The sequence below is a fragment of the Nocardiopsis deserti genome (assembly GCF_008638355.1).
Taxonomy (GTDB): domain Bacteria; phylum Actinomycetota; class Actinomycetes; order Streptosporangiales; family Streptosporangiaceae; genus Nocardiopsis; species Nocardiopsis alborubida.
Window position 1 is genome coordinate 45,159 of sequence record NZ_VWVS01000023.1, and the last position, 25,008, is coordinate 70,166.

Consider the following 25,008-nt stretch of genomic DNA (forward strand, 5'->3'; position numbering starts at 1 on the left):
AACATGGTTTTACGGATATGGAATGTTAAGAGGCTTACGGGCGGAATTCCTTTTATGGGAGATATCGGCCGGTTGCATCGTCCACACGCTTGACATTGACACTGTGACAAGGTCTTGGCTGGGACCCGGAGGTGGTTCCCATCAACACGTCACACACGAACCCACTGGACACGCAGCTGGTCAACGCCTTGGCCGCCAGCGCCTCGTCGGTGCGCATCAAGGCCGTCCTCGGGGTCGGCACCCGCCCCGACCCCGCTCTGGTCGACGTCCTCGTGGCGCGGTGCGCGGTCGAACCCGACTTCTTCGTGCGCGACATGCTCACGTGGGCGTTGACCCGCCTGCCCTCGGACATCACCGTGCCCAGACTGCGCGCGCAGCTGCGTTCGGAGAACGCTCAGGCCCGGAGCCAGGCCCTGCATACACTGTCCAAGATCGGGGACGCCAGCGCATGGCCCGCGATTACGCGGTCCCTGCTGCGCGACTCCGACGACGAGGTCGCCCGGAGCGCATGGCGTGCCGCCGTCGTCCTCGTGCCTGACGGGCAGGAGAAGGATCTGGCCGAGGAACTGGCCACGCAGCTCGGCCGCGGCGACCGGGAAGTGCAGCTCAGTCTGAGCCGCGCCCTCGTCGCGCTCGGAGAAGTGGTCGAGCCGGTGCTTCGGGCGGCGATGGGAGGCGATGACCCGAGCGTCTACGCGCACGCGAGCGCCACGGAGCGGCTTCTGCGCGACCCCGACGCCGGTTTCGAACTCGCCGTCGACGAGGCGAAACGATGCATCGCGCTTGGCGGAGGACGGGGGGCTGGAACAACGTGCTGATCGGTGAGGTGGCGCGCCGCTCGGGCGTGAGCACCAGGATGCTCAGACACTACGACGCCCTCGGGCTGGTGCGGCCGACCGGCCGTACCGTGGGCGGCTATCGCGAATACGCCGACGAGGACATCCGGCGGATCTTCCACGTGGAGAGCCTGCGGACCCTGGGCCTGTCGCTGCGCCAGGCAGGACGCGTTCTGGAGGATCCCGGCTTCACACCGTCCGCGCTCATCGGCGACCTCATCCGGGAGACCGAAGGGCGGCTGAGCCGGGAGCAGGAGCTGCTGAAGAGGCTCCACGCGGTCGACGCGTCGGAACCCTCCGGCTGGGAGGAGGTCCTGCGCATCGTCGAACTCCTGCACGGGCTCGGCTCGCCGAACGCCGCACGGCGACAGCAGGCCGTGTTGGCCCCGACCGCGGACGTACCCGCCCAGCTGCTGGCCGAGACGGTTCTGGCCGAATCCGATCCGAACGTCGCCGGGGCCCTGCGGTGGGCACTCGCACGGGCGGACCACGACGTCGTGGCGAGCCTGGCACCAGGCCTGGGATCGGAGAACGTCGACGTCCGTCGGCGCGCGGTGCTGGCGCTCACCGAGATCCCCGGTGGCGAGGCGGCCGCGGTGCTCGCAGACGCGCTCGGAGATCCCGACACGACGGTCCGCAGACACGCCGCTCTGGCTCTGGGAGCGCGTGGGAGGCCAGAAGCGGTGCCAACGCTCGTCGGCATGGTGGTCGACGGCGCGAACGACGTCGAGGCGGCCGAGGTCCTGGGGGCGTTGGCACGGGACCCGGAAAGGACGGTCCGGATCAGGAACGCGCTGGTTGACGGGCTCGCCGCCTTTCGCGGGGATTCCGCGGTGCGGATGCGGCTGGTCCAGGCACTCGTCGAGATGCCGGGGGCCGTTGCACTGGACGTTCTACGGCGACTGGCCCACGACGACGACCGGGCCGTGGCCCGTACCGCGTCGTCCTTCGCGAGGATGCTCGAAGAACAGGCGCACGACGGTCCCCGGGGCACCGCGGATCCGTAGACCGTGACACGGGGAAGCAGACTCCGGGCCAGGGCACGGGGCCGTCCGCGTGCGCGAGGGCGCCCCGCACCCGGACCCGCGCCCCGGACCCGCACCCCGGGGGTGGTCCGAGAGGCGGCCGGGGCGGGGAGCGGGCCGTCGCTCAGACGAAGGCGTCCTCCCCGGTCAGCTCGGCGGAGAACGCCCACAGGCGCTCGGCCTGCGCGGGGTCGGCCGCGTGGTCGCGCACGCCCTCCACACCGGTCTCGGTTCCGGCGGGCACGGCGACGTCGCAGTCCTCGCAGTACACCCCGCCCATCCCGGCCAGCCGCGGCGAGGTGGCCGCCCACACCTGGGTGGCCGCGCCCTGCTCCGGCGTCTTGAACCCGGGGTCGGCCAGCTCACCGTTCTCGTCGACCCATCCCGCGTCGACCATCTCCCGCCGTGTCATGTGCCGCTGCAACGGGGTGAGGATCGCGCCCGGGTGCAGGGAGAAGGCCCGCACGCCGAAGGGTTTCCCCAGCCGGTCCAGGTGGAGGGCGAACAGCGCGTTGGCGGTCTTGGACTGCCCGTAGGCCAGCCACCGGTCGTAGCCCCGGGCGAACCACGGGTCCTCCCAGCGGACCGGTGAGGCCTGGTGCCCGCTTGAGGACACCGACACCACCCGCGCCCCGCCCTCGGCCAGGGCGGGCCAGAGCCGGTTGACCAGGGTGAAGTGCCCCAGGTGGTTGGTGGCGAACTGGTACTCCCAGCCGGGTCCGGCGACGGCCCGCGGGCAGGCCATCACCCCGGCGTTGTTGACGAGGACGTCGATCGCGCGTCCGGTCCTGAGGAAGCGTTCGGCGAAGGCGCGCACGTCGTCCTGGTCGGACAGCTCCAGGCCGTCGACCTCCACGCCCTCGACGCCGTCCAGGGCTTCGGCCGCCGCCTCGGGCCGCCGCGCGGGCACGACGACGCGGGCGCCCGCCCCCGCCAGGGCCCGGGTCGTCTCCAGCCCGATGCCCGAGTACCCGCCGGTGACGACGGCCAGCCGTCCGGTCAGGTCGATTCCGTCCAGGACCTCGCGCGCGGTGCTGCGCCCGCCGAAGCCCGAGCCGATCCTTCGCTGTGGTGTGGTCATGGCCCTGACCCTAGGTACTGGAGCGCGCTCCACTTCAAGCGGTACAGGTGGGAGGGGTGCCCGCCGGGGACACCGGGAGCACCGCCGCCCCCCCGGGACGGACGTGCCAGCCGCGCCCGGGGACACGTTCGGTCCGTACCGCCGGGGACCGGGAGGCCCCGGCCCCGCTGGGATAGCGTGACCGTGACCCCCACCCCTCAGCAACGAGGAGCGCGTACGCCATGAACGTGGAACACAGGGACGTCGAGGTCAACGGGATCCGGCTGCACGTCGCCGAACAGGGCAGCGGACCGCTCGTCCTGCTCCTGCACGGCTTCCCCGAGAGCTGGTACGCCTGGCGCCACCAGTTCGCCCCGCTGGCCGAGGCCGGGTACCGCGTGGTCGCCCCCGACCAGCGCGGTTACGCCCGCAGCGACCGGCCCGAGGCCGTGGACGCCTACACCCTGCCCCACCTGGTCGGCGACGTCGTCGCCCTCGTCTCCGCGCTGGGGGAGGAGGACGCGGTCGTGGTCGGCCACGACTGGGGGGCGCCCGTGGCCTGGAGCACCGCCATGATGCGCCCCGACCTGGTCCGCGGCGTGGCGGGCCTGAGCGTTCCGCCGTTCCCGCCCGCCATGATGCCCCCGCCCTCGGCGGCCCGCGCCGTCTACGGCGAGAACTTCTACCAGGTCTACTTCCAGGAGCCCGGCGTCGCCGACGCCGAACTGGCGGCCGACCCCGCCTCGACCCTGCGCCGCATCCTGGTCAGCGCCTCGGGCGACGCCCCCTTCGACGAGCCCCAGCTGTGGTTCGCCGCGGAGGGCGGAACCCTGCTGGACACGCTGCCCGAGCCGGAGGAGCTGCCCTCCTGGCTCACCGAGGAGGACCTGGCCGCCTTCACGGCCGACTACTCCGACCCGCAGGCCTTCACCGGTCCGCTCAACTGGTACCGCAACAACGAACTCAACCAGGGGCTCATGTCGCCCTTCCAGGGGCGCGTCATCGACGTGCCCGCCCTGTACGTGGGCGGGGACATGGACCTGGTCAGGGCCATGCGCGGCATCCCCGAGCTCCTGGAGGGCCTGTCGCTGGTCGCGCCGAGGCTGCACGCCAGCGTCACCCTGCCCGGCTGCGGCCACTGGACCCAGCAGGAGCGGCCCGAGGAGGTCAACGCGGCCCTGCTGGACTTCCTCGCCGCCGTCCACAAGGGCTGAGGCGCGCCCCCGGGCGCGGGGCGCGGGTGCGGCCGGTGCTCCTGCCCGGGAGGTGTGCGCACGACCCCGTGCGCGCGGGGTCCGGAGGAGAACCGGGCCCCGCGCACCGGGGTCCGCGGGGCCCGGTGCGCCCCTCAGGCGCGTACCGCCTCGACGATGCTGGTCTCGTTGCTGGGCAGGATGCGGGTCAGCCTCAGCCCGGTCTGGCGGAAGAGGTCGGCGAACTGGGTCCTGGTGCGCTGCTTGCCGTCGCAGTGGGCGAGCATGCTCAGGTCCATGAACTTGGCGGTCCGGGCAGGGCCGGGGGAGTCGGGCATCACCACCTCCGCGAGCAGGACGCGTCCGTCGCCGTTCATCGCCTCGCGACAGTGGGAGAGGATCCGCGCGGCGTCGTGGTCGTCCCAGTTGTGGATGACGTTCGACAACAGGTAGGCGTCGCCGCCCTCGGGAACGGAGGAGAGGAAGTCCCCGCCGACGACGCGGCACCGCTCACGGACGCCCTCCAGCACCGGTCCGGCGTGGGCGACCACCTCGGGCCGGTCGAAGAGCACGCCGCGCAGGCCGGGATGGGCCGACAGCACGATGGCCAGCAGCCTGCCCCGGCCCCCGCCGACGTCCACGAGGGTGCCGTGCGCACCGAAGTCGTAGCTGTCCGCCACGCCCCGGGTGAGCTGGGCCGAGATGTCGGTCATGCCCTGGTCGAAGACGGCCGCGCTCTCGGGGCGCTCGCTCATGTAGGCCCAGGCCGACCGGCCGTGCACCTCCTCGAACACCGAGCGCCCGGTCCGCACCGCCTGGGCCAGGTGGGCCATGGTGGAGCGCTCGGCCTGGCTGCCGACCCACCGGGCGTAGCCGCGCATGGAGTCGGCCGCGTCGCTGCGCAGGGCGCGGCCGAGTTCGGTCAGGGCGAAGTGCCGCGGCGGCCCCTCCTCGACCAGGTCGAGGTCGGTGCAGGCGCGCAGCAGGCGGTGGAGGGCCTCGGTGTCGGCACCGACCCTCCCGGCGATCTCGTCGACGGACAGGGGCTCGAAGGACATGGCGTCGGGGACGCCGAGTTCGGCCGCCGCGCTGACGGCGGCCGCCACCCAGCTGGCGGTGATGAGCTCGAACAGTTTCGTGGCGGAAGGACTCAGGGGTGCGGGGGCGGACATCGCGGTCCTTTCGGGTGGTTCCCCTCCCAAGGGCGCGGAGAGGGGCGGCCAGATGCGCCGGTGCGGCATCCATGGAGCCGTATAACAGGGTAAACTACGGAGCGTGCTCAGAAAATCGCATAGTGTGGACAAAGGTTCGAGTGGGGCGGACGCGAACCGACAGTCCCCTCAGCGGTCATCACAGGTCCTACAGACACTGACCACCCGCCGTGCCGTGCGCGCCTTCACCGACCGGCCGGTGGACGACTCCCTCCTGGAACCCATGCTGGACGCCATGCTCGCGGCCCCCTCGGCGTCCAACAAGCAGGCGTGGGCCTTCGTCGCCGTCCGCGAGCGGCGCACACTGAGGCTGCTGCGCGCCTTCTCCCCCGGCATCATCGAACTCCCGCCGCTGGTCGTGGCGGCCTGCTTCGACCGCTCGCGTGCGGTGGGGGGTTCAAGGGACTCCTGGGACGAGGGCATGCTCTGCGTCGCGATGGCGGTGGAGAACCTCCTCCTGGCGGCCCACTGCCTGGGGCTGGGCGGGTGCCCGTCCGGAAGCTTTCGCGCGGGCCCCGTCCGCAGGCTCCTGGGCCTGCCAGACCACCTGGAACCGCTGCTCCTGGTTCCGGTCGGGCACCCCGCCCGACCACTCGCCCCCGCACCCCGACGAGACCGGACCGAGGTGGTCAGCCATGAGCGCTGGGGAGGCTGACGTCCGACGTGTCGGCGAGGAGCTCCTCCTGCTCGCCGCCTACCTGCTCAGCAGCGGCCGCGGCCTGCTGGACGAACCGCGCCAGTACGGCACGTTCCGCTGCCTGGACGCCGCCCGGCGCGTCCTGGCCCTCGCGGCCGGAACCGGCCCCCACCACCCGGACCTCGACCTCCTGCGCGGTCGGATGGACGACGTCATGTGCGGGGCGATGGACGACCACGAACTGGACACCCTGCTCGACCAGCTGTGCGAGCGGCTGGCAGCCGTCCTGGAGGATCCCGATGTCATCTCCGACTGAGCCGCGGCCGTCCGACGCGCCCGCGGACGGCTTCGACGTCCTGCCCTTCGCCGGTTCCTGCCGTCGCGTGTTCGCGCGGGGGGAGCACGCGCTCATCGGGGTCAGCGCGGGCAACAGCTACTTCAGCCAACAGCGGCTCGCACGGCTCCTGCACTGGGCGCAGCGGCACTTCGCCGAGGTCGACGTGCTCTACGCCGACCTGCACCTGGACACCATGTACATGGCGTCCGGCAGCAGCGGGGAGCACGCCTCGTCGCGGGCCAACAGGGCGCTCAAGGACGTGCGGCGCCGCATCCGGCGCGCCGTGGAGACGGTCGCCCCGGTCGCGGGGAACGTGCGCGTGCTCGCCCTGTCACAGTGCACGGAACTGCCCGGCTACCGGGAGGTCGAGTACCGCCTCGACCGGGAGCACGCCACCGACCCCAGAGTCCGCCGCGCGTGCGAGGAGCACGTACGGCACCTCCTCGGAGCCCAGCCGGACCCGGACGGGGCCAGGCTGCGCGCCGGACTGGCCTACCTGCGCGCCGAACTGCCCTTCCTGCTCAGCACCCCGAAGGTGCTGGGAGTGCCGTCCTCGGTGTGCTGCTACCACGACCTGCTGCCGATCCTGTCCAGGCTGCGCGGCGTCACCTCCTGCTTCCACCCGGAGCAGGGCCACGTCATCGTCCGTCCGGTCGGTTGGTGTCTGCCCTCCCCGGAGGCGGTGGTGTCCTTGTGACCGCTGCGCCGTGGTGTTGCGCCCGGGGTGCTCCCGTGGGGAGCGCTTCCGGGTGAGATGACCCCGGGCGGAGCGGTCCTGCGCGGGGCGGTTCCGGGCGGGGCGCCCCGCCCGGCCGCCCTTGCCCGGACCGCGCCTTCTGCCGGGAGCGCGCGGGGCGGGGCCGACTAGGGTCTGTTTTTTGAACCGGCCTCAGCTTGTGGGGGGTTGGTTCGGGCGCCTACGGGGTTCTGGAGGTGGTGGAGGCGGGTTCGTGAGGAACGAGCGAACCCGCCGTAGGCGCCGAAGGTTCCCGTGCTTCGGGCGCCCGGACACGGGTCGAAGCGAAGCGGAGGTCCCAAAAAACACTGTCTAGGCGCGGCGGACGTCCATGACCGACACCTCGTCCTCGACCCGGTGCACCGCGCCAGCGGCAGGTCCGTGCGCTCCGCGCACGCGGCCGTATCGTCCATGGCACTCACAGCCAGGCCTCCCACAGGGACGTCGCGGTCAGGGAGGGCGCGGCACCCCGTGAGGGGAGCGGCGCCAACGCAACCATGAACACTCAGAGTATTCGTCGTGGTACTGAGGGTTGAAGGTGTGGGGAGTTGCTGGAGACACAAGGGTGAGAACCGCCGCGCCGTGAAGGGTGGTGGCGCGGCGGCCGGGAAAACGGAAGGCCCGGGGTCAGGGGGTCCGGGCTCCGTCGGCGGCGTAGGCCTCCACCAGAGCGGTCAGCACCTGGGAGCAGCCCGCGTCGACCGTGAGCGCGGCGACGTCGTCGGCGCGGGTGGCGCCCCGGTTGAGGATCACCACCGGCTTGCCCTGCTCGACGGCGCGCTTGACGTAGCGCCGACCCGAGAAGACGGTCAGCGACGAACCCGCCACCAGCAGCGCCCGCGCGCCGTCCACCATCGCGTAGCCCTCCAGCACGCGCGCCTTGGGCACGTTCTCGCCGAAGTAGACGATGTCGGGCTTGAGCACGCCGCCGCAGCCCTCGCAGTCGGCGACCCGGAACCCCTCGGTGGAGGCCAGGACCGCGTCGGCGTCGGGGGCGACCTCCACGTCGGGGACCCCGTCGGCGAAGTCGGGGTTGAGCGCGCTCAGGCGTTCGGCCAGGCTCTCGCGGGAGACCACGGCCGAGCAGGCCAGGCAGACGACGCGGTCGTAGCGGCCGTGCAGGTCGATCACCCGCCTGCTGCCCGCGGCCCCGTGCAGGGTGTCCACGTTCTGGGTGATGACGCCCGCCAGGGCGCCGCCCGCCTCCATGGCGGCCAGCGCGCGGTGGCCGTCGTTGGGGCGGGTCCGGTGCACGTGGCGCCAGCCCACGTGGTTGCGGGCCCAGTAGTGGCGGCGGAACGCGGCGTCGCCGACGAACTGCTGGTAGGTCATGGGCTTGCGCGGCGGGGAGTCCGGGCCGCGGTAGTCGGGGATGCCCGAGTCCGTGGACAGGCCCGCGCCGGTCAGCGCGACCACCGGGCCCGAGCCGAGGACCTCGCGCATCCGGGCCGCCAGGAGGGCCGGGTCGTCGAGCGTGTTCCTCACGCCTTCGAGGGTACGCGGCGGCCAGGTGTGGGCGCCGCCACCCCGCGGGGGCCGAGGCCTCCCGCGGGACGGGGCGCTGGTGAGGTGACCGGCAAGGCTCGCCGGTCGGCCCCGGTCACCGTGACCTTGTGCCTGGAGCGGGCTTCCGGCGGCGGTGCTCAGGTGAAGGCGGTGACGCCCCTGTACTCGCCCCGGCTGGCTTGGCCGACGACCTCGTACTCGAGGAGCAGCAGTCCGTTCGGCGTGGCCTCGTGGTGCACCAGACGGAGATCGAGGGGTGCGCCGTGGTCCGTCAGCAGACGCCGACCGGTTCGGATGACGGTGGGTGCGACCACCAGGCGGAGCACGTCGACCAGGCCCGCCGACAGCAGCGAGTCGCCGAGCCGGGCGCTGCCGTGGACCTGGAGTTCCCGTCCCGGCTGGGACCTGAGTTCGCTGACCGTCCGGACCGGGTCGCCCCTGAGGACGGTCGTGGGGTTCCAGGTTCCCTCGGTGAGCGTGTTGGTCACGACGTACTTCGGCAGGGTGTTCATCCGTTCGGTGAACGGGTCCGCCGGGTCGGTGATCCGCGGCCAGTCGTGGGCGAACGCTTCATAGGTCCGCCGTCCGAGCAACAGGCCGTCGGCGAGGTCGAGCCAGTCCGAGGCGCGCTGGACGAACGTCGCGTCCATGTGGGGAACGAGCCACCCGCCGCGTGTGAAACCGCCGCTGGTGTCCTCCTCCGGGGAACCGGGCCCCTGGCTGACCCCGTCGAGCGTGACGAACTCGGTGAGAGCGATCCTCATCGCGGGGCCGTGCCTTCGGCGAGCGCGGCCAACTGGTCGGCGACCGACCCCCAGCCCTCGGCGAAGCCGAGCTTCTCGTGACGGGCGCGGGCCTCCGGGTCACCGTGCCGGACGAGGATCCGGTAGTCCGTGCCCTCCGGGTGGTCGTCCAGTGTGATCGTGGCGGTCATCGCGACCGGAGCGGGGGTCGCGGGGCGCCATGTGCCGTCGATCGCGTTGGTGAACACGATCCGCTTGAGCTCGTCGACGACGAGGAAGCACGCGTCCGTGTGCGGGACGAACCCGGAGCCGTCGTCGCTCAGCCGGGTCACGAAAGCCCCTCCGGGCCGCGGCTCCAGGCGGTCCACACGGCAGAGGGACGGGGCCGGGACCCACCACTGCTCAAGCCGGGACGGGTCGGTCCAGGCGTTCCACACGGTCGCGCGCGGGGCGCGGATGACCCGCTCCAGGGCGAGGTCGAGGTCGGGGTTCACTGCCTTCTCTCCTTTGTCTCGGTGACGAACCGTTCGAGGCGGTCGGTGCGCTCCTCCCAGGTCCGGTGCTGCTCGGAGAGCCAGTCGTCGACGAGGGCGAGCCGTTCGCGGTTGAGCACACAGGTGCGCACCCGGCCGGACTTGACCGTGCGGATGAGCCCGTTCGATTCGAGCGTCCGCACGTGCTTCATGAACGAGGGGAGGGTCATCGGGAACTCGCGGGCGAGGTCGCCGACGCTCGTGGGACCGCGGCCGAGGCGCCGGACGACGGCGCGCCGGGTCGGGTCGGCGAGGGTGAGGAACACCCCGTCGAGCTCCGCCGAATACTGTGCCATGCGGCTAAGTGTGACAGCTCATGATGGTTAGCTCAAGGGTTAAGTGTTGAGCCGTGCGGACGGCCGCGAACCTTCGCCGTCCGTTACGGGGGCTCCCCTGCGGGGCGGTCCCGCAGGGGAGCCCGCCCCCGTGTGGGCGCCGCCGCCCGCCGGGGTCAGGCGGCGCGCTCCAGCTTCTCCACCGCGCGGGTCAGGACCTCCTCGAACTCCTCCTCCATCAGGGTGTCCCTCTCCCTGTCCACCTGGGCCCGGTGGGCGTCCCGGCACTCCTCGCTGAAGTCGTCTTCCCGGCACGCCTCCATGAGCTCCATGGACGACACGTCCGAGTAGCCGCTCGTGCGCATCCCCACGAGGACGAAGTACACCTCTCCGACCTGGCCCCACGCAGTCCTCGCCGCCATGTGCGAGCGCTCGCCGTACAGGGTCACGGAGAACATGCCACCGCCCTCGGGAAGGGCGGGTGAGTCCCTGGAGACGAGCGCGCCCTCGACTCCTCCGTTCATGGACACGCTCATCCTGGAGCAGGTGTCCAGCAGGTGTCCGAACCCGGTGCCCTCGACCGGAGCATCGCCGAAGTCCCCCGAGACCAGGACGTAGCCGTAGGTCGCCGCACCCGGAGAGGAACCGGACGGGGTCGCGGTCTGGGCCGCCCCCTCGACGGTTCCCGCGGGCAACCGCCCGGTGCCCCCGTTGAGGACGGCTTCGCACTCGGCCGGTTCCACGTCGCCGAAGTCGTCGGTGTCCGTCCCGCCGAAGTCCACCCCCTCGATCTCCTCGACGTTCAGCTCGTCGACGTCGAACCCGTCGGGGTAGGCGTTCGAGGAGGGCAGCAGGGCCTCCAGGCGCGAGCTGCTCCGGAGGTCGAGCTGGGGGCCGCAGCCGGTGGTCAGGACCAGGGCCGCGAGGAGGGTCAGGGCGCCGTGGCGGTGCAGGGAAGCCAAGGGGGAACCTTCGTCGTCGTGTCAGCGGTGTACCGACACGTTCCGACGCCGCCGGGACACGTGGGGTTCCCGTCCTTCCCCGGCCGAATCCGGTCGGGCTCCGGCCCGTTCGGGCAGGCCCCGCCGAAGCCTCCAGTCGAGCTTCGGCCGAAGCCGACCTTCCTCCGGCCGGGCCCCCGGACGGCAGAGGGCCCGGCGGACACCCGCAGGTGCCCGCCGGGCCCGAACGGACCGGACGAACGGCCGCCCTGCCGTCCTGATGCCGGGCTCAGCCGAGGCAGACCAGCAGGTCGCCGCCCTCCACCTTCTGCACCCGGTCGACCGCCACCCGCGTGACCGTCCCCGACACGGACGCGGTGATCGCGGCCTCCATCTTCATCGCCTCGATGGTGGCCACCGTCGCACCGGCCTCCACCGCGTCGCCCTCGGCGACCGTCAGGGTCACCGCGCCCGCGAAGGGCGCCGCGACCTGCCCGGGGTCGTTGCGGTCCGCCTTCTCAGCGGCCCGCACCTGCGAGGCCAGGGCCCGGTCGCGGATCTGGAGCGGGCGCAGCTGGTCGTTGAGCGTGGCCATCACCGTGCGCACACCGCGCTCGTCGGCCTCGCCCACCGCCTCCAGCTGGATGAGCAGCCGCACGCCCGGCGACAGGTCCACCGAGTACTCCTCGCCCGCGCGCAGGCCGTAGAAGAAGTCCGCGCTGGAGAGCACGCTGGTGTCGCCGTAGGCGGCCCGGTGCTCCTCGAACTCCCGCGTCGGGCCGGGGAAGAGCAGCCGGTTGAGCGTGGCCCGCCGGTCCTCGGCCAGCCCCGCGCGGTCCTGCTCGCCCAGCTCCTGCGCGGGCCGCGCCTCGGACCGCCCCTGGAGCGCCCGCGTGCGGAAGGGCTCGGGCCACCCGCCCGGCGGGACGCCCAGCTCACCGCGCAGGAACCCCACCACCGAGTCCGGGACGTCGAAGCGCCCGGGGTCGGACTCGAAGTCGGCCGGGGAGACCCCCGCGCCGACCAGGTGCAGCGCCAGGTCGCCCACGACCTTGGAGGAGGGGGTGACCTTCACCAGGCGCCCGAGCATCCGGTCGGCGGCGCCGTACATCGCCTCGACCTCCTCGAAGTGCTCGCCCAGCCCCAGCGCGACCGCCTGCGTGCGCAGGTTGGACAGCTGCCCGCCCGGGATCTCGTGGTGGTACACCCGGCCCGTGGGGGAGGACAGCCCGGCCTCGAAGGGCGCGTAGACCCGGCGCACCGACTCCCAGTACGGCTCCAGTTCGTTGACCGCGTCCAGGCTCAGGCCCGTGGCGTGCTCGGAGTGGTCGAAGGCGGCCACGATCGCCGACAGCGACGGCTGGGAGGTGGTGCCCGCCATGGACGCCACCGCGCCGTCCACCGCGTCCGCCCCGGCGTTCACCGCCGCCAGGTAGGTGGCCAGCTGCCCGCCCGGGGTGTCGTGGGTGTGCACGTGCACCGGCAGGTCGAACTCGCTGCGCAGAGCCGTGACCAGCTTCGCGGCGGCCGGAGCGCGCAGCAGACCGGCCATGTCCTTGATCGCGAGCACGTGCGCGCCCGCGTCCACGATCCGCTCGGCCAGCTTGAGGTAGTAGTCCAGCGTGTAGAGCTTCTCGCCGGGGTCGGACAGGTCCGAGGTGTAGCACAGCGCCACCTCGGCCACCGAGGTCCCGGTCGCGCGCACGGCCTCGATGGCCGGGCGCATCTGCTCGACGTCGTTGAGCGCGTCGAAGATCCGGAAGACGTCCACGCCCGTCTCGGCGGCCTCGCGCACGAACGCGTCGGTCACCTCGGTGGGGTAGGGGGTGTAACCCACGGTGTTGCGTCCGCGCAGCAGCATCTGGAGGCAGATGTTGGGCACCGCCTCGCGCAGCGCCGCCAGCCGCTCCCAGGGGTCCTCGGCCAGGAAGCGCAGCGCCACGTCGTAGGTGGCGCCGCCCCAGCACTCCAGGGACAGCAGCTCGGGCATCGTGTGCGCGACCACGGGTGCCGCGGCCAGCAGGTCGCGGGTGCGCACCCGGGTGGCCAGCAGCGACTGGTGGGCGTCGCGGAAGGTGGTGTCGGTGACGCCCAGGTTCGGCGACTCGCGCAGCCACCGCGCGAACCCCTCCGGGCCCAGCTCCGCCAGGCGCTGGCGCGAACCCGGGGGCGGCGACCCGGCGGCGTCGGGCAGCGGCGGCAGCTTGGTGGCGGGGTCCACCAGCTGGGGGCGCTCCCCGTGCGGCTTGTTCACCGTGACGTCGGCCAGGTAGGTGAGCAGGCGGGTGCCGCGGTCGGCGGAGGGCCGCGCGGTCAGCAGGTGCGGGCGCTCCTCGATGAAGGAGGTGGTGATCCGCCCGGCCTGGAAGTCGGGGTCGTCCAGCACCGCCTGGAGGAAGGGGATGTTGGTGGCGATACTGCGGATGCGGAACTCGGCCACGGCCCGGCGCGCCCGGCTGACCGCGGTGGCCAGGTCGCGGCCCCGGCAGGTGAGCTTGACCAGCAGAGAGTCGAAGTGCGGGCTGATCTCGGTGCCCGCCGCGGAGGTGCCGCCGTCCAGGCGGATGCCCGAGCCGCCGGGGGAGCGGTAGGCGCTGATGGTCCCGGTGTCGGGGCGGAAGCCGTTGGCGGGGTCCTCGGTGGTGATGCGGCACTGGAGCGCGGCACCGCGCACGTAGACGCCCTCCTGGGAGATGCCCAGGTCGGACAGGGTCTCGCCGGAGGCGATCCGCAGCTGGGACTGCACCAGGTCCACGTCGGTGATCTCCTCGGTCACCGTGTGCTCGACCTGGATGCGCGGGTTCATCTCGATGAAGACGTGGCTGCCGTCCGCGCCGACCAGGAACTCGACCGTGCCCGCGTTGCGGTAGCCGATCCGGCGGGCGAAGCGCACCGCGTCCGCGCAGATGCGGTCGCGCAGGTCCGGGTCGAGGTTGGGCGCGGGGGCCAGTTCGATGACCTTCTGGTGGCGCCGCTGGAGGGAGCAGTCGCGCTCGTAGAGGTGCACGACGCCGCCCTCGCCGTCGGCGAGGATCTGCACCTCGATGTGGCGTGGGTCGACCACGGCGCGCTCCAGGAACACGGTGGCGTCGCCGAACGCGGCGGAGGCCTCGCGCATGGCGGCCTCCACCGACTCGCGCAGCCGCTCGGGCTCCTGGACGCGGCGCATGCCCCGCCCGCCGCCTCCGGCCACGGCCTTGACGAAGAGCGGGAAGCCGATCCGCTCCGCGGCGGCCACCAGTGCCTCCACGTCGTCGGAGGGCTCGCTGGACTCCAGGACGGGCACGCCCGCCTCCCGGGCGGCGGCCACGGCGCTGGCCTTGTTGCCGGTCAGCTCCAGCACGTCGGCGGGCGGGCCCACGAAGGTGATCCCGGCGCGCTCGCACGCGCGGGCCAGCTCGGGGTTCTCCGACAGGAAGCCGTAGCCGGGGTAGACGGCGTCGGCCCCGGCCCGGCGGGCGGCGCCCACGATCTCGTCCACGGACAGGTAGGCGCGCACCGGGTGGCCGGGTTCGCCGATCTGATAGGCCTCGTCGGCCTTGAGCCGGTGCAGGGAGCCGCGGTCCTCGTGGGGGAAGACGGCGACGGTGCGGGCGCCCAACTCGTAACCGGCGCGCAGCGCGCGGATGGCGATCTCGCCCCGGTTGGCCACGAGCACTTTACGGAACATGGCGCACTCCTCCTGGTCGGTCAGGCGTGGTGCCGGGGGCGGAAGATCCGGCAGCGTCGCCGGGGCCCGCGGCCGGATGGAACACCCGTACGTTAACCAGAAGAGGGTTCGGTAAAACCCACCGGGGCCGTCCTTCGCGCTGAGTCCGGCTCACGGCGGGCGTTCCGGGCCGCCCGCCTGGCGCGCGGGGGCGGTCCTCCTGTCCACGACCGACGCGCGCCCTCCGGCTCAGCTCCGTCCGCCGCTTCGGTCGGACCGCGTGCGTGTGCCCGGTGACGCCTCGCCACGGCGGACCCGACCCGGCCGGGGAAGTCGGGTTCGCGTCACACCCGGGGAGATCCGGCCGCCGGGCCGGTCTCGTCGCCGTCCGCGTCCGCCGATCGCGCCGGATAGGTGACGGTGCGGTCGGCGTGCACGACGGCCCCCGGCGTGAGCCGGGCGGCGTCGGCGCGGTGGCCGGACATGACGTGGAGGACCTCGTGGCCGCGGGCGAGCAGGTGGTCGGCGATGATGCGCCGGTGGCACCGCCACCACACCGCCTCCGAGCACATCACGGCGGCGCGGTGGTCCGCGCCCGCCTCGCGCAGCCGGGCGAGCCCCGATCCGAACCCGGCCGAGAGCGCGTGGTCGGCGTAGTTGTGGAAGCTGCGGTTCCGCCAGAACCCGTTCACCTCGAAGGCCACGTCCTCGGCGACCGGGCGCCGTCCGCCGAGTTCCGCGACGCGCAGGTAACGTACGCCGACGTCGCGCAGGGCCTCGGAAAGGGCGTCCTCGTCGAACTGCGGGTTGCGGCGCGAACCCGGGAGCTTGCGCACGTCGACCACCACGTGCACGCCGTTCTCGCGCAACAGTGCGGAGAACTCCTCGAACGTGCGGTCGGAGTGGCCGACGGTGAGGAACGGAGGTGCCATCGCGGCTAGCCGTCGCCGGAGACCCGGGTCAGGGCCCCGTCCTTGTGCGCCGCGACGTGGTCGGTCCTGTCGCTCCTGATCTCGTACTGCGGCTCGTCCTCGGAGGCGCGGCGTGTACGGCCCCTGAACGCGAAGTCGCTGGTGTGCACCTTCGTGATCGTGCCGGACACCCGTCCGGCCTCGGAGTTCCAGCTCACATGGTCACCGACGTCGAAACGGCGTGTCATCGCGTACACCCTCCTCCGGTCGTGGCGAAGCGGCGCCTGGTGGGAAGGTTCCTCGCCTACCCCGGACGGCCCCGGGTATGCGGACGGAGCCCTCGGTGCCCGGTGCTCACCCGGGGGTTCGGCCGTGCCGCGTGAGCGTGTCCGGTGACAGCGTCAGCGCGTGGGGCAGGGCGTCGAAGGCCGCGGTGACCTCGGCGATGAGCGTCCCGGCGTCGCCGGTGCGCTCGCTGTGGCGGTAGGCACGGATCCAGTTCTTGCTGCCGTAGCGCACCGCGGCCAGGGCCATCTCACTGACCAGCCGCAGCCGTACGTCCGCACGGCCGTCGGCGCCGGTCTTGTCCTCCAGCAGTTCGGTCAGCCGCACCTGGAGGCTCTGGACGGCGCCCGCGTGGTGCGCGCCCAGCGCCGGGTTGTGGGCGACCAGCTTCCGGGTGGCCAGGTAGCGCTCCGTCCAGTCGCCGGGCAGGCCGCGCACCGCGTCCACGTAGCAGTCGCGCAGGTGGGACAGGACGGGGCCGGTGACGCTCAGGCGCTCCACCTCGGCGGCGTAGGCCTGCCACAGTTCGCCCTCGGCGGCCAGGGCGACCTCCTCCTTGGAGGAGTAGTAGCGGAAGAAGGTGCGCACCGACACCTCGGCCGTGGCCACCAGGTCGTCCAGCGTGGTCTCGTCGAAGCCCTGTTCCAGGAACATCCGCAGGGCGGTGTCGGCGAGCACGCGCCGCGTGCGCAGCTTCTTGCGCTCGCGCAGGGGGAGCGCGGACTCTTCGTTCCGGAAGGGTTCGGCGGTCATCGGGCCAGGATACGGCGGGCCCGCCGGGGTCGGGAAAAACCCGTTGCCTCAATGTGCCAGTAACTGGCACTATGCCATCACTGGCATTTTTTCGGATGCCTCCGCCCCTCCACCGAGAGAGAACACATGAGCGACCAGACCACCTCCCCCGTTCCCGAGGGACAGCGCATCGAGGCGCTGGGCGACCAGCTCGTCAAGATCCACGACATGCTGCGGGGCGAACTCGCCTCGCTGCGCCGGGACCTCGCCGGGGGAGGCGCCCCCTCCGGCGTCCCGGCGCCCCTGGACCAGCAGCTGCGCAAGAAGTGCCTGTCCTTCTGCGACTTCCTGCACGGCCACCACACCGCCGAGGACGAGGGCGTGCTGCCCGGACTGGCGAGGAGCCACCCCGGACTCGCGCCCGTCCTGGAACGCCTGACCAGGGAGCACGTGGTCGTCAGCCGGTCGCTGGACCGCATCCGCGCGCTCCTGGACGGCGACGACGCGGCCGGGGTCCGCGACGAGGTCGAGCACCTGGCCACCGAGGTGGAGACGCACCTGGACTACGAGGAGCGCCAGATCGTGGAGGCCCTGAACTCCTACGGCCCCGTCACGATCTGAGCGTCGTCCCGTCGCGCGCCGCGGGGTCGGCCGCGTCCCCGCCGTCCCGCCTACGCGGCGCTGCCGGGGCGTCCCGAACGGCACGCGTGCCAGGACGCGGACGGGACGGCCTCCCCCATCCCGGACACGTCCGGGAAGCCGTAGTCTGGCCGTTCCAGATGTCCGTATATCGGGCGCTCCGGGAGGGCGATGCCCCCTGGCGGCCGAAGCCACAGCGAGGGGTCGGGTTCGTTGACGACCGGGGAGGACGCGCGGATCCGCGCGCTCGAACGCCACGTCCGGGAGTTCTGGCAGGGGCACGCCGTGGAGCCCGCCACCTGGGAACAGGCCCCGCTCCTGGACCGGGTCCCGGGCTTCGCCACCTATCGGGTGGCGCCCCGGAACGAGGACGAGGGCTGGACCTACGTGACGGTCGGCTCGTCCGTCCACGAGGCGGAGGGCGGCACCGAGTTCTTCCTCGTGGCGCCGACCGCGGAGCGGGCCCACGCCGAGACCCTGGCCATGGTCAGCCACCTGCACTCCTTCGAGGAGTACCGGCTCGGCGTGGGCTCGGTGATCGACGTGGGCGGCCCGTGGACGGAGGGCTCGCGCATGGACCACCTCCTGGTGAGCCCGCCCTACCCCTACGGGCCCGCGCTGGAGTGGGCGCCCGCCGAGGCCGGGGGAGCGAGGTTCCTGTGGCTGCTCCCGGTCCACCGGAGCGAGGCCGCCTTCGTCGCGGCCGAGTCGCTCGACGCCTTCGAGGAGGTCCTGGAGGCGGAGGGCGTCAACGTGCTGGACGCCGACCGGGGCCCTCTGGTGTGAGCTGATCCGGTCTGGTGCGAGCCGCCCCCGCGCCCGCCGGGGTCAGCCGCGCGGGTCGGCGATCCCGCCGACCGGGCCCTCCACGCGGTAGTCGTCCAGCGCGGTGACCACGTACGCGGAACCGGACTCCTCGCCGTCGTCCTCGGCCTTCGCGGCGTCCTCGGCGGTGTGGCCGGAGTCCTCCAGCGAGGTCGCGCCGGTCACGCCCACGAGGTTGTCGGAGGAGAGCACGTCGCAGTACTCCTCCGGGTCGCCCGAGTCCGCCCGCGCGGCCTCCTGCGGGTCCAGGCGGTAGACGGCGTAGAAGCGCGCGTCCTCCACCCGCTCCCACTCCACCGCGGTGTGCTCGTCGGTGACCTCGGCGCTCACGTCATCCACCGCGCCCGCCAGGGACCCGCCCCCGCGGTCCCCGCCCGCCAGGGGCGGCAGGGCGGGGTCGCCGTAGTGCTCGTCGGCCAGGTGCGCGTAGGCGTCCTCGGCCACGCCCGTGAGGGACGTGAAGGAGAAGTAGACGTCGCCGTCGACCTCGGGGTGGTCGGAGGAGTAGTCCAGCTGGGTGCTCAGCGCGTCCTCGTCGGTCCAGTTGCGGTCACCGACCCGGTACGCGCCCTGGCCGACGTACAGGTCCACGTCCGTGCCCTCGACCTGGTCGGCCCACCACGGCAGCAGCTCCTCGTAGTCGGCGGTGTCGAAGCCCCGCTCCCAGTACAGCTGCGGGACGACGTAGTCGACCATCCCCTCCCGGATCCAGGCGCGGGTGTCGGCGTGCTGGGCCCCGTAGGACTCCAGACCCGAGGTGTCGGACCCGGCGGGGTCGTTCTCGGCGTTGCGCCAGATGCCGAACGGGGAGATCCCGAAGCGCACCCAGGGCTTGGCCTCCTCGATGCGCTCGTGCACGCCGCTGACGAACTCGTTGACGTTGTCGCGCCGCCAGTCCTCGCGGTCGTCGAAGCCCTCGCCGTGCTCCTCCCACGTCTGGTCGTCGTCGAACTCCTCGCCGTCCTTGGGGTAGGGGTAGAAGAAGTCGTCGAAGTGCACGCCGTCGATGTCGTAGCGCTCCACCACGTCCATGATCACGCGGGTCACCCACTCCTGGACCTCGGGCCTGCCCGGGTCGAGGAAGCCCTCGCCGCCGTAGCGCACCAGCCAGTCGGGGTGCTCCCGGACCGGGTGGTCATCGGCCAGCTCCTCGATGTCGGAGTCCATGCCGACCCGGTAGGGGTTGAACCAGGCGTGCAGCTCCAGGCCGCGCTCGTGCGCCTCGGCCACCGCGTACTCCAGCGGGTCGTAGCCGGGGTCGCCGCCCTGCTCGCCGGTGAGGTACTTCGACCACGGCTCCAGGTCCGACTCGTAGACGGCGTCGGCGGTGGGGCGCACGTGCAGGAACACGGTGTTCAGGCCGAGCTCCACCGCCTCGTCCAGGCGCTGGTCCATCTCCGCCTTCTGCTCCTCGGCGGACAGGCCCGGCTCGGAGGGCCAGTCGATGTTGCCGACCGTGGTCAGCCACGCCCCGCGCATCTGCCGCTTGTCCTGGGCGGCCTCGCATCCGGCCGCACCGGGGCCGGGGAAGGTGCCGGAGGGGGAGTGGGCGGCGCCGACGAGGGCGTACCCGGAGATCATGAGCCCCGACGCGGCGGCCGCGGCCACCCACCGGGAACGCCAGCGCGGTGAGAGGCCGGCTCGTCGTCCAGGGGTCAAGGAAACTCCTCTGAGCTGCGTTGACATCCGTTTGACGTCACGTCGGGCATCAGGGTAAGCGAAGAAGTAACGTTTTGGACAACATGGACGGTTTTGGTGGTTTGAATCTCATCCGCCTGGGAAAAGCAACTTCCCGCCGTCGGAGGCGGCACGCGGACCGGTTCGCCCGCCGGGACCGCCCGCGGGGAAGGCCCTCCCGCCGCGGACCGGAGCCGCCCGGTTCCCCGGCGCACGCCTCAGGCGGGGACGAGTGCCCCCGCCAGCAGAAGCACGGACACGAGTGCGACCACGGCCCCGACCGCCACCAGGTAGTGGCGGGGCCGGGTGGCGCCGGGCATCCACGCCAGGACCGCGAGCACGGCGACCAGGGCCGTGGCCCCGATCGGCAGCAGCAGCCGCCAGGCGCGGTCGAGGGAGTCCAGGGGCAGGTAGGGGTTCGCGCCGTACAGCGCCAGCACCAGGGCCGGGAGGCCGATCACCGCAGCCCCTGCCCCGACGGCCAGGGTGAAGCGCTCCTGAGCCTCGGCCCCCTGCGCCACCGCGAAGCTCGACATGCCGCCCAGCAGCGCCTGGAGCCGGTCCGCCTCCTCGGTCAGCTCCCGCTCCATCGCCTCGCAGTGCCGTACGCCCGCGCGCAGCCTCGGCATCCACGCGGGTTTCTCGTCCGGCTTCGGGGCCGCCTCGTCCCGCACGCGCAGGTAGGCCGCCCTGTCCCACGTCCAGACCCCCCAGTCCCGCGCGGACCGCCTCCAGGGCCTGGTCGCGCGCCCGGCCGACGGCGGTCGAGAGCTCCACCGCCGCCGCGAGCAGGGGCCGCAGCTGCCCGTCCGCCCGTCCGGCGAGGTGGTCGGCCATGCGCTGCTCCAGTTCGTAGCGCAGCTCCCGCAGCCGCAGCACCTCGTTGCGCGAGGACTCGGCGAACGCCTTGGCCATGGTCACCGCCCGCGATCGGGCGTCCCCCGCGATCCCGTGGGCGGGAACGTTGCGCTCCCGTCCAGGAGCATTCGGCTCCGTCCGGGACGTCCGTCCCGACCCGGGGCGGTGTTCCCCTTCCTGCCAGCGGAGCCCGACAACGGGCGGGCGCCCGCTCCGTCCGCGCTCAGGCTCCGGGCGGTGCCGTGGACTCGCGCACCACGAGCTCGGGAGGGGCGATCGCGGGCACGTCGGCCGTCGCCCCGTCCAGCGCGGCGACGAGGGTCAGCGCGGCGGCCCGTCCGAGCCCCACCAGGTCGTGGCCGACCGTGGTCAGCCGCGGCTGCACGAGCGCGCCCAGGGGCAGGCCGTCGTGGCCGATGACGGACAGGTCCCGGGGCACCTCCAGCCCCCGCCTGCGCGCGGCGCTGATCCCGGCGATCGCCATCATGTCGTTGGCGAACAGGATCGCGGTGGGACGCTCGGCAGCCGACAGCGCCTCGTCGGTGGCCGCGGCCGCCCCCTCGGTGGTGAAGTCGGGGACCGCCAGCACGACGGCGGAGAGCCCGTGCCGCCGCACCTGCTCCTCCACGACCCGGCGGCGGAAGCCGGTGTGCACGCGGTCCTCGGGGCCGCAGACGTAGGCCACGCGCCGATGCCCCAGCGAGGCCAGGTGCCGGATCGCCTCGACCAGCCCCCGCTCCTGGTCGGGGGCCAGTACCGCGGGGACCGGGTCGTCGCGCCAGGGCATGCCGATCAGCACGGAGGGGAGGCCGAGCCGCCGCAGCAGGTCGAACCGGGGGTCGTTGACCAGGCTCTCGGTGAGGATGACGCCGTCGACCCGGCGCTCCTCGGCCAGACGCCGGTAGGCGCGCCGTTCGGCGTCCTCCTCCTCGCCCACGATGTGCAGCAGCAGGCCGTAGTCCAGGGGGGCGAGCTCGCGCTCGATGCCCGAGATCAGCACGCCGAAGTGCGGGTCGTAGGACAGGAGGTCGGGGGAGCGGCGCGAGACCATGCCGATGGCCCGGGTGCGCGCCCCGCGCAGCGCCACGGCCGCGGCCGAGGGCGACCACTGGAGCTTGTGCACCGCCTCGAGGACCCGCTGGCGGGTGGGCTCGGCGATGCGGCCCTTGTTGTTGACCACCTTCGACACGGCCGAGACCGACACCCCCGCCAGCGCGGCGACGTCGGAGATCGTGGGGCGGCCGGTGGATCCGGGGACGGCCGTCATGGCGCCTCCTGGCCGGACGGGGCGCCGGGGGCTCGATCGCGCACCAGTGCCGCTCCCTTCGCTGTCGCGGGTTCCCCCGCGCTCGCGCCGCCGTTCCCGGGTGTTGCGGGCAGGGCGGGGGCGGGGCGCGGACAGGTTACCAGTGGGTGTGTGGAGGGCTCCCCGGCTCGTGTCCGGGACGCCTTCAGGAAAACGATGGATCTCACGTGTCGGCGGACCATATCGCAGGAGAAGAGGTTTTTCCAGGTCTCGACACCCGCTCGGGAAAACGATATACCTACGACGTCAGGCACAGTGCGGGGAGTTGCCGGAAGCGCGGCGCGACTCCGCCGGGCTCACCATGGCCCCGGTCCGCGGGGGCGCGCCACCGTCCGGCCGCCCCCGCGGCCCGGTTCTGCCGGGCGTCGCGGTACACACCCACCCACGAGGAAGCACCCATGAGGATCACCTCCGCCGACGTCATCGTGACGTGCCCGGGACGCAACTACGTCACCCTCAAGATCACCACCGAGGACGGAACCACCGGCCTCGGCGACGCCACCCTGAACGGCCGTGAGCTCTCCGTCGCCTCCTACCTGCGCGACCACGTCTGCCCCCTGCTCGTCGGCCGCGACTCCGGCCGCGTCAACGACATCTGGCAGTACCTGTACCGCGGCGCCTACTGGCGGCGCGGCCCCGTCACCATGACCGCGATCGCCGCCGTGGACTGCGCCCTGTGGGACATCCTCGGCAAACAGGTCGGCAAGCCCGTCCACCAGCTGCTCGGCGGTGCCGCCCGCGACGGCGTCATGGTCTACGGCCACGCCAGCGGCCAGTCCGTGGACGAACTCCTGGACTCGGTCGGCAGCTTCCTGGACCAGGGGTACCGGGCGGTGCGCGTGCAGGCCGCCGTCCCGGGCCTGGAGAGCACCTACGGGCTGCACCACCCCGGTACCGGCCACACCTACGAGCCCGCCGACGCGGCCATGCCCACCGACAACGCCTGGCACACCCCCGCCTACCTGGACTTCGCGCCCCGGATGATGGAGGCGGTCCGGGAGAGGTTCGGCTACGGCTTCCACCTGCTGCACGACGTGCACCACCGGCTCTCCCCGCTGGAGGCCGCCCAGCTGGGCAGGGCGCTGGAGCCCTACCGCATGTTCTGGATCGAGGACCCCACCCCGGCCGAGGACCAGGAGGCGTTCCGCACGATCCGCCAGCACACCACGACCCCGCTGGCGGTGGGGGAGGTCTTCAACTCGATCTGGGACTGCCAGCACCTGATCACCGAACGGCTCATCGACTACATCCGCATGTCGGTCTCGCACAGCGGGGGCATCACGCACCTGCGCCGGATCTTCGACCTGGCCGACCTGTACGGGGTGCGCACCGGCTCGCACGGCGCGGGGGACCTGTCGCCGGTGTCGTTCGCCGCGGCCCTGCACCTGGACCTGACCGTGCCCAACTTCGGCATCCAGGAGTACATGGGCCACCTGGAGCCCGCCAGCGAGGTGTTCCGGACCTCCTACACCTTCGCGGACGGCTACATGCACCCGGGCGACGCGCCGGGTCTGGGCGTGGAGATCGACGAGGAGGCCGCGGCCCGCTACCCCTACGAGGCCCGGTACCTGCCGGTCAACCGCAGGCTCGACGGCTCGATGCACGACTGGTGAGGCGCGGCGGCGCCGGGTGCGGGTGTGCCCGCGCGTGCCCGGCAGCCGTGTGCCGCCCGGCCGCGGCGGCGCGCCTGGTGGGCGCGGTCCGCCGGACGGCGCGTTCCGGCGCCGGGACGCGGCTCGGGGCGGGCGCGCGACTTCGCGCGCCCGCCCCGGGTGGGACGGTCCGGCGGCGTGACCGCGAAGGTTCGCCGGGGCCCTTGCGTCACGCCAGCAACGTTTCTGGTCGGTCTGTCAGGAGACCACGCCGCTGAGCTCGTTGGGCTCGGCGTCCAGGGTCACCGAGGCGGTGACCTCACCCGACTCCAGGTCCAGTGCGTGGACCTGCTTCGTGGCGGGGTCGCTCACGTAGGCGGTGGCGCCGCGCACGAACAGCGCCGGGCGGGGCTGCTGCCACTCCAGCGGCTCCTGCCACTCGTCCATGACCTCGATGCTGTCCACGACCTCGCCCGCCTCGGGGTCGATCACGTGCAGGCTGCCGTCGGTGCCCAGGACCAGGGCCTCACCCTCGGGGCCGCGGCCCAGGGAGCGGAAGGTGTAGCTGGCGGGCAGGTCGACCAGGGTCAGGTCGCCCGCGGCGGTGTCGACCAGGGCGACCTGTTCGGGGCGCTCCAGCTCGGCGTCGGGGTCGGTCTTGTAGTCGCCCAGCACGATCGGCGACTCCTCGCTCCCGGCCTGGTTGCCGATGCGCCCGTAGTCGTCGGGGCTGTCCACCTTGGTGAACTCGCCCCCCTGGTAGACCAGGACGCCGTCCTCGCAGCCGATGACGACCGCTTCGCCCTCGGCCGTGGTCTCGCCGTGGACGCCCGGGCACTCCTCGCTGCGGGCGACCTCCTCTCCCACGGCGTCCAGGACGACGGCGCCGACGCGCTCCTCCTCGTCGCCCAGGGTCAGCAGCATCCCGCCGTCGGCCAGCTCCACGGCCACGCCGTGGTGGGCCTCCTCGGCGCTGTGCACGTCGGTCTCGGGCAGGCCGTCACCGAGCGCGTCGGTGTCGAAGGCGGTGATCTCGCCGCTGCCGTCGGCGAACAGGACGGTCCTGCCCGCGTGCCGGACGACGTGGCCCGGGGTGTCGGCGGGGAAGAGGGTGTCGGTCAGCTCCGCGCCGGCCGCGTCCAGGACCTGGAAGCCCTCCGAGGTGGAGACCAGCACGTGCCGGTCGTCGCCCGCCGGGTTGATCCGGTTGAACCCCTCCAGGGCGATGTCCTGGACGACCTCCAGGCTCTGGCCGTCCAGGACGTACAGGCCGCCGTCGTAGGTGGTGACGACCGGGTTCTCCACCACGGCCTCCGAGGCGGCCTGCTCCTCGCCTCCCTGCTCCTGCCCGGCCTCCTCGCCGGTGCCGCAGGCGGTCAGCAGCAGTCCTGCGGACAGCAGCGCGGGCAGTGCCGCCCGCGCCGGGAACCGCGTCGTCGTGTTGTTCATCGGGGTGTTCACGTTTCTCTCTTTCGGGGTGGAAGGGTCCGCTGCGGGCGGG

Annotated in this window: 24 protein-coding genes; 9 read left to right on the plus strand and 15 right to left on the minus strand. The window is 72.8% G+C overall.

Annotation, left to right across the window (positions count from 1 at the left end; all coding sequences use genetic code 11):
- Nucleotides 1–131 precede the first annotated feature (131 nt).
- A complete protein-coding gene (locus tag FYW99_RS27140) occupies nucleotides 132–818 on the plus strand; it encodes a HEAT repeat domain-containing protein (RefSeq protein WP_150254858.1) in 687 nt (228 codons plus the stop codon).
- Nucleotides 812–1,843, plus strand: coding sequence for a HEAT repeat domain-containing protein (locus tag FYW99_RS27145; RefSeq protein WP_150254859.1), 1,032 nt, complete (start codon nucleotides 812–814; stop codon nucleotides 1,841–1,843). The genes FYW99_RS27140 and FYW99_RS27145 overlap by 7 nt, the downstream gene beginning before the upstream one ends.
- A 142-nt stretch (nucleotides 1,844–1,985) precedes the next feature.
- Here the strand turns inward: FYW99_RS27145 and FYW99_RS27150 are convergent, their stop codons facing one another.
- Nucleotides 1,986–2,942, minus strand: coding sequence for an SDR family NAD(P)-dependent oxidoreductase (locus FYW99_RS27150; RefSeq protein ID WP_150254860.1), 957 nt, complete (start codon nucleotides 2,940–2,942; stop codon nucleotides 1,986–1,988).
- Nucleotides 2,943–3,163: 221 nt separating this feature from the next.
- On the opposite strand from FYW99_RS27150, the gene FYW99_RS27155 reads away from it, so the two are divergent.
- The gene (locus FYW99_RS27155) at nucleotides 3,164–4,135 is read left to right on the plus strand and encodes an alpha/beta fold hydrolase (RefSeq protein ID WP_150254861.1); all 972 of its coding nucleotides are present in this window, start codon (nucleotides 3,164–3,166) and stop codon (nucleotides 4,133–4,135) included.
- Between the two features lie 134 nt (nucleotides 4,136–4,269).
- On the opposite strand, the gene FYW99_RS27160 is transcribed toward FYW99_RS27155, so the two are convergent.
- Nucleotides 4,270–5,286 carry a methyltransferase gene (locus tag FYW99_RS27160; protein ID WP_150254862.1) on the minus strand — a complete coding sequence of 339 codons (1,017 nt, stop codon included), beginning with the start codon at nucleotides 5,284–5,286 and terminating at the stop codon, nucleotides 4,270–4,272.
- A gap of 196 nt (nucleotides 5,287–5,482) precedes the next feature.
- Between FYW99_RS27160 and FYW99_RS27165 the strand changes: the two genes are divergently transcribed.
- Genes FYW99_RS27165 through FYW99_RS27175 form a run of 3 tightly spaced genes read left to right on the plus strand, consistent with a single transcriptional unit; the run spans nucleotide 5,483 to nucleotide 6,996 of the window.
- The gene (locus tag FYW99_RS27165) at nucleotides 5,483–5,980 is read left to right on the plus strand and encodes a nitroreductase family protein (RefSeq protein WP_263364096.1); all 498 of its coding nucleotides are present in this window, start codon (nucleotides 5,483–5,485) and stop codon (nucleotides 5,978–5,980) included.
- Nucleotides 5,961–6,278: a DUF6092 family protein gene (locus FYW99_RS27170; protein WP_150254864.1), complete on the plus strand. Its 318-nt coding sequence runs from the start codon at nucleotides 5,961–5,963 to the stop codon at nucleotides 6,276–6,278. The genes FYW99_RS27165 and FYW99_RS27170 overlap by 20 nt, the downstream gene beginning before the upstream one ends.
- The gene (locus tag FYW99_RS27175) at nucleotides 6,262–6,996 is read left to right on the plus strand and encodes a tRNA-dependent cyclodipeptide synthase (RefSeq protein WP_150254865.1); all 735 of its coding nucleotides are present in this window, start codon (nucleotides 6,262–6,264) and stop codon (nucleotides 6,994–6,996) included. The genes FYW99_RS27170 and FYW99_RS27175 overlap by 17 nt, the downstream gene beginning before the upstream one ends.
- A 666-nt stretch (nucleotides 6,997–7,662) precedes the next feature.
- On the opposite strand, the gene FYW99_RS27180 is transcribed toward FYW99_RS27175, so the two are convergent.
- From FYW99_RS27180 to FYW99_RS27220, 9 genes are all read right to left on the minus strand, one after another.
- Nucleotides 7,663–8,520 (minus strand): NAD-dependent protein deacetylase, encoded by an 858-nt coding sequence (locus FYW99_RS27180; RefSeq protein WP_223839654.1) that lies wholly within the window; start codon nucleotides 8,518–8,520, stop codon nucleotides 7,663–7,665.
- Nucleotides 8,521–8,678: 158 nt separating this feature from the next.
- Entirely contained in the window at nucleotides 8,679–9,305 is a 627-nt protein-coding gene (locus tag FYW99_RS27185) for a dihydrofolate reductase family protein (protein ID WP_150254866.1), read from the minus strand.
- A complete protein-coding gene (locus tag FYW99_RS27190; RefSeq protein WP_150254867.1) occupies nucleotides 9,302–9,778 on the minus strand; it encodes an SRPBCC domain-containing protein in 477 nt (158 codons plus the stop codon). Before FYW99_RS27190 ends, FYW99_RS27185 begins: the two co-directional genes overlap by 4 nt.
- Entirely contained in the window at nucleotides 9,775–10,113 is a 339-nt protein-coding gene (locus tag FYW99_RS27195) for an ArsR/SmtB family transcription factor (protein ID WP_150254868.1), read from the minus strand. Before FYW99_RS27195 ends, FYW99_RS27190 begins: the two co-directional genes overlap by 4 nt.
- A gap of 155 nt (nucleotides 10,114–10,268) precedes the next feature.
- Nucleotides 10,269–11,054: a hypothetical protein gene (locus tag FYW99_RS27200; RefSeq protein ID WP_150254869.1), complete on the minus strand. Its 786-nt coding sequence runs from the start codon at nucleotides 11,052–11,054 to the stop codon at nucleotides 10,269–10,271.
- A 268-nt stretch (nucleotides 11,055–11,322) separates the two neighbouring features.
- The gene (locus tag FYW99_RS27205) at nucleotides 11,323–14,703 is read right to left on the minus strand and encodes a pyruvate carboxylase (RefSeq protein WP_150254870.1); all 3,381 of its coding nucleotides are present in this window, start codon (nucleotides 14,701–14,703) and stop codon (nucleotides 11,323–11,325) included.
- Between the two features lie 323 nt (nucleotides 14,704–15,026).
- A complete protein-coding gene (locus FYW99_RS27210) occupies nucleotides 15,027–15,614 on the minus strand; it encodes a DUF488 domain-containing protein (protein WP_150254871.1) in 588 nt (195 codons plus the stop codon).
- Nucleotides 15,615–15,619: 5 nt separating this feature from the next.
- Nucleotides 15,620–15,841 (minus strand): hypervirulence associated TUDOR domain-containing protein, encoded by a 222-nt coding sequence (locus FYW99_RS27215; RefSeq protein ID WP_150254872.1) that lies wholly within the window; start codon nucleotides 15,839–15,841, stop codon nucleotides 15,620–15,622.
- Between the two features lie 106 nt (nucleotides 15,842–15,947).
- Nucleotides 15,948–16,631 (minus strand): TetR/AcrR family transcriptional regulator, encoded by a 684-nt coding sequence (locus FYW99_RS27220; RefSeq protein WP_150254873.1) that lies wholly within the window; start codon nucleotides 16,629–16,631, stop codon nucleotides 15,948–15,950.
- Between the two features lie 126 nt (nucleotides 16,632–16,757).
- Here FYW99_RS27220 and FYW99_RS27225 point away from each other — a divergent pair, with 126 nt between their 5' ends.
- The gene (locus FYW99_RS27225) at nucleotides 16,758–17,231 is read left to right on the plus strand and encodes a hemerythrin domain-containing protein (protein WP_150254874.1); all 474 of its coding nucleotides are present in this window, start codon (nucleotides 16,758–16,760) and stop codon (nucleotides 17,229–17,231) included.
- A gap of 231 nt (nucleotides 17,232–17,462) precedes the next feature.
- Nucleotides 17,463–18,035, plus strand: coding sequence for a suppressor of fused domain protein (locus FYW99_RS27230; RefSeq protein WP_150254875.1), 573 nt, complete (start codon nucleotides 17,463–17,465; stop codon nucleotides 18,033–18,035).
- Nucleotides 18,036–18,077: 42 nt separating this feature from the next.
- Here the strand turns inward: FYW99_RS27230 and FYW99_RS27235 are convergent, their stop codons facing one another.
- The 3 genes from FYW99_RS27235 to FYW99_RS27245 form a co-directional block, all read right to left on the minus strand.
- Nucleotides 18,078–19,733: a glycoside hydrolase family 10 protein gene (locus tag FYW99_RS27235; RefSeq protein ID WP_449289647.1), complete on the minus strand. Its 1,656-nt coding sequence runs from the start codon at nucleotides 19,731–19,733 to the stop codon at nucleotides 18,078–18,080.
- 236 nt (nucleotides 19,734–19,969) lie between these two features.
- Nucleotides 19,970–20,380: a hypothetical protein gene (locus FYW99_RS32575; RefSeq protein ID WP_223839656.1), complete on the minus strand. Its 411-nt coding sequence runs from the start codon at nucleotides 20,378–20,380 to the stop codon at nucleotides 19,970–19,972.
- Between the two features lie 452 nt (nucleotides 20,381–20,832).
- Nucleotides 20,833–21,876: a LacI family DNA-binding transcriptional regulator gene (locus tag FYW99_RS27245; RefSeq protein WP_150254876.1), complete on the minus strand. Its 1,044-nt coding sequence runs from the start codon at nucleotides 21,874–21,876 to the stop codon at nucleotides 20,833–20,835.
- Nucleotides 21,877–22,313: 437 nt separating this feature from the next.
- Here FYW99_RS27245 and manD point away from each other — a divergent pair, with 437 nt between their 5' ends.
- Nucleotides 22,314–23,528 (plus strand): D-mannonate dehydratase ManD, encoded by a 1,215-nt coding sequence (gene manD, locus FYW99_RS27250; RefSeq protein ID WP_150254877.1) that lies wholly within the window; start codon nucleotides 22,314–22,316, stop codon nucleotides 23,526–23,528.
- Between the two features lie 237 nt (nucleotides 23,529–23,765).
- Here the strand turns inward: manD and aztD are convergent, their stop codons facing one another.
- On the minus strand, nucleotides 23,766–24,968 hold the full coding sequence (gene aztD, locus FYW99_RS27255; RefSeq protein ID WP_150254878.1) for a zinc metallochaperone AztD: 1,203 nt from the start codon (nucleotides 24,966–24,968) through the stop codon (nucleotides 23,766–23,768).
- Nucleotides 24,969–25,008: the final 40 nt, after the last annotated feature.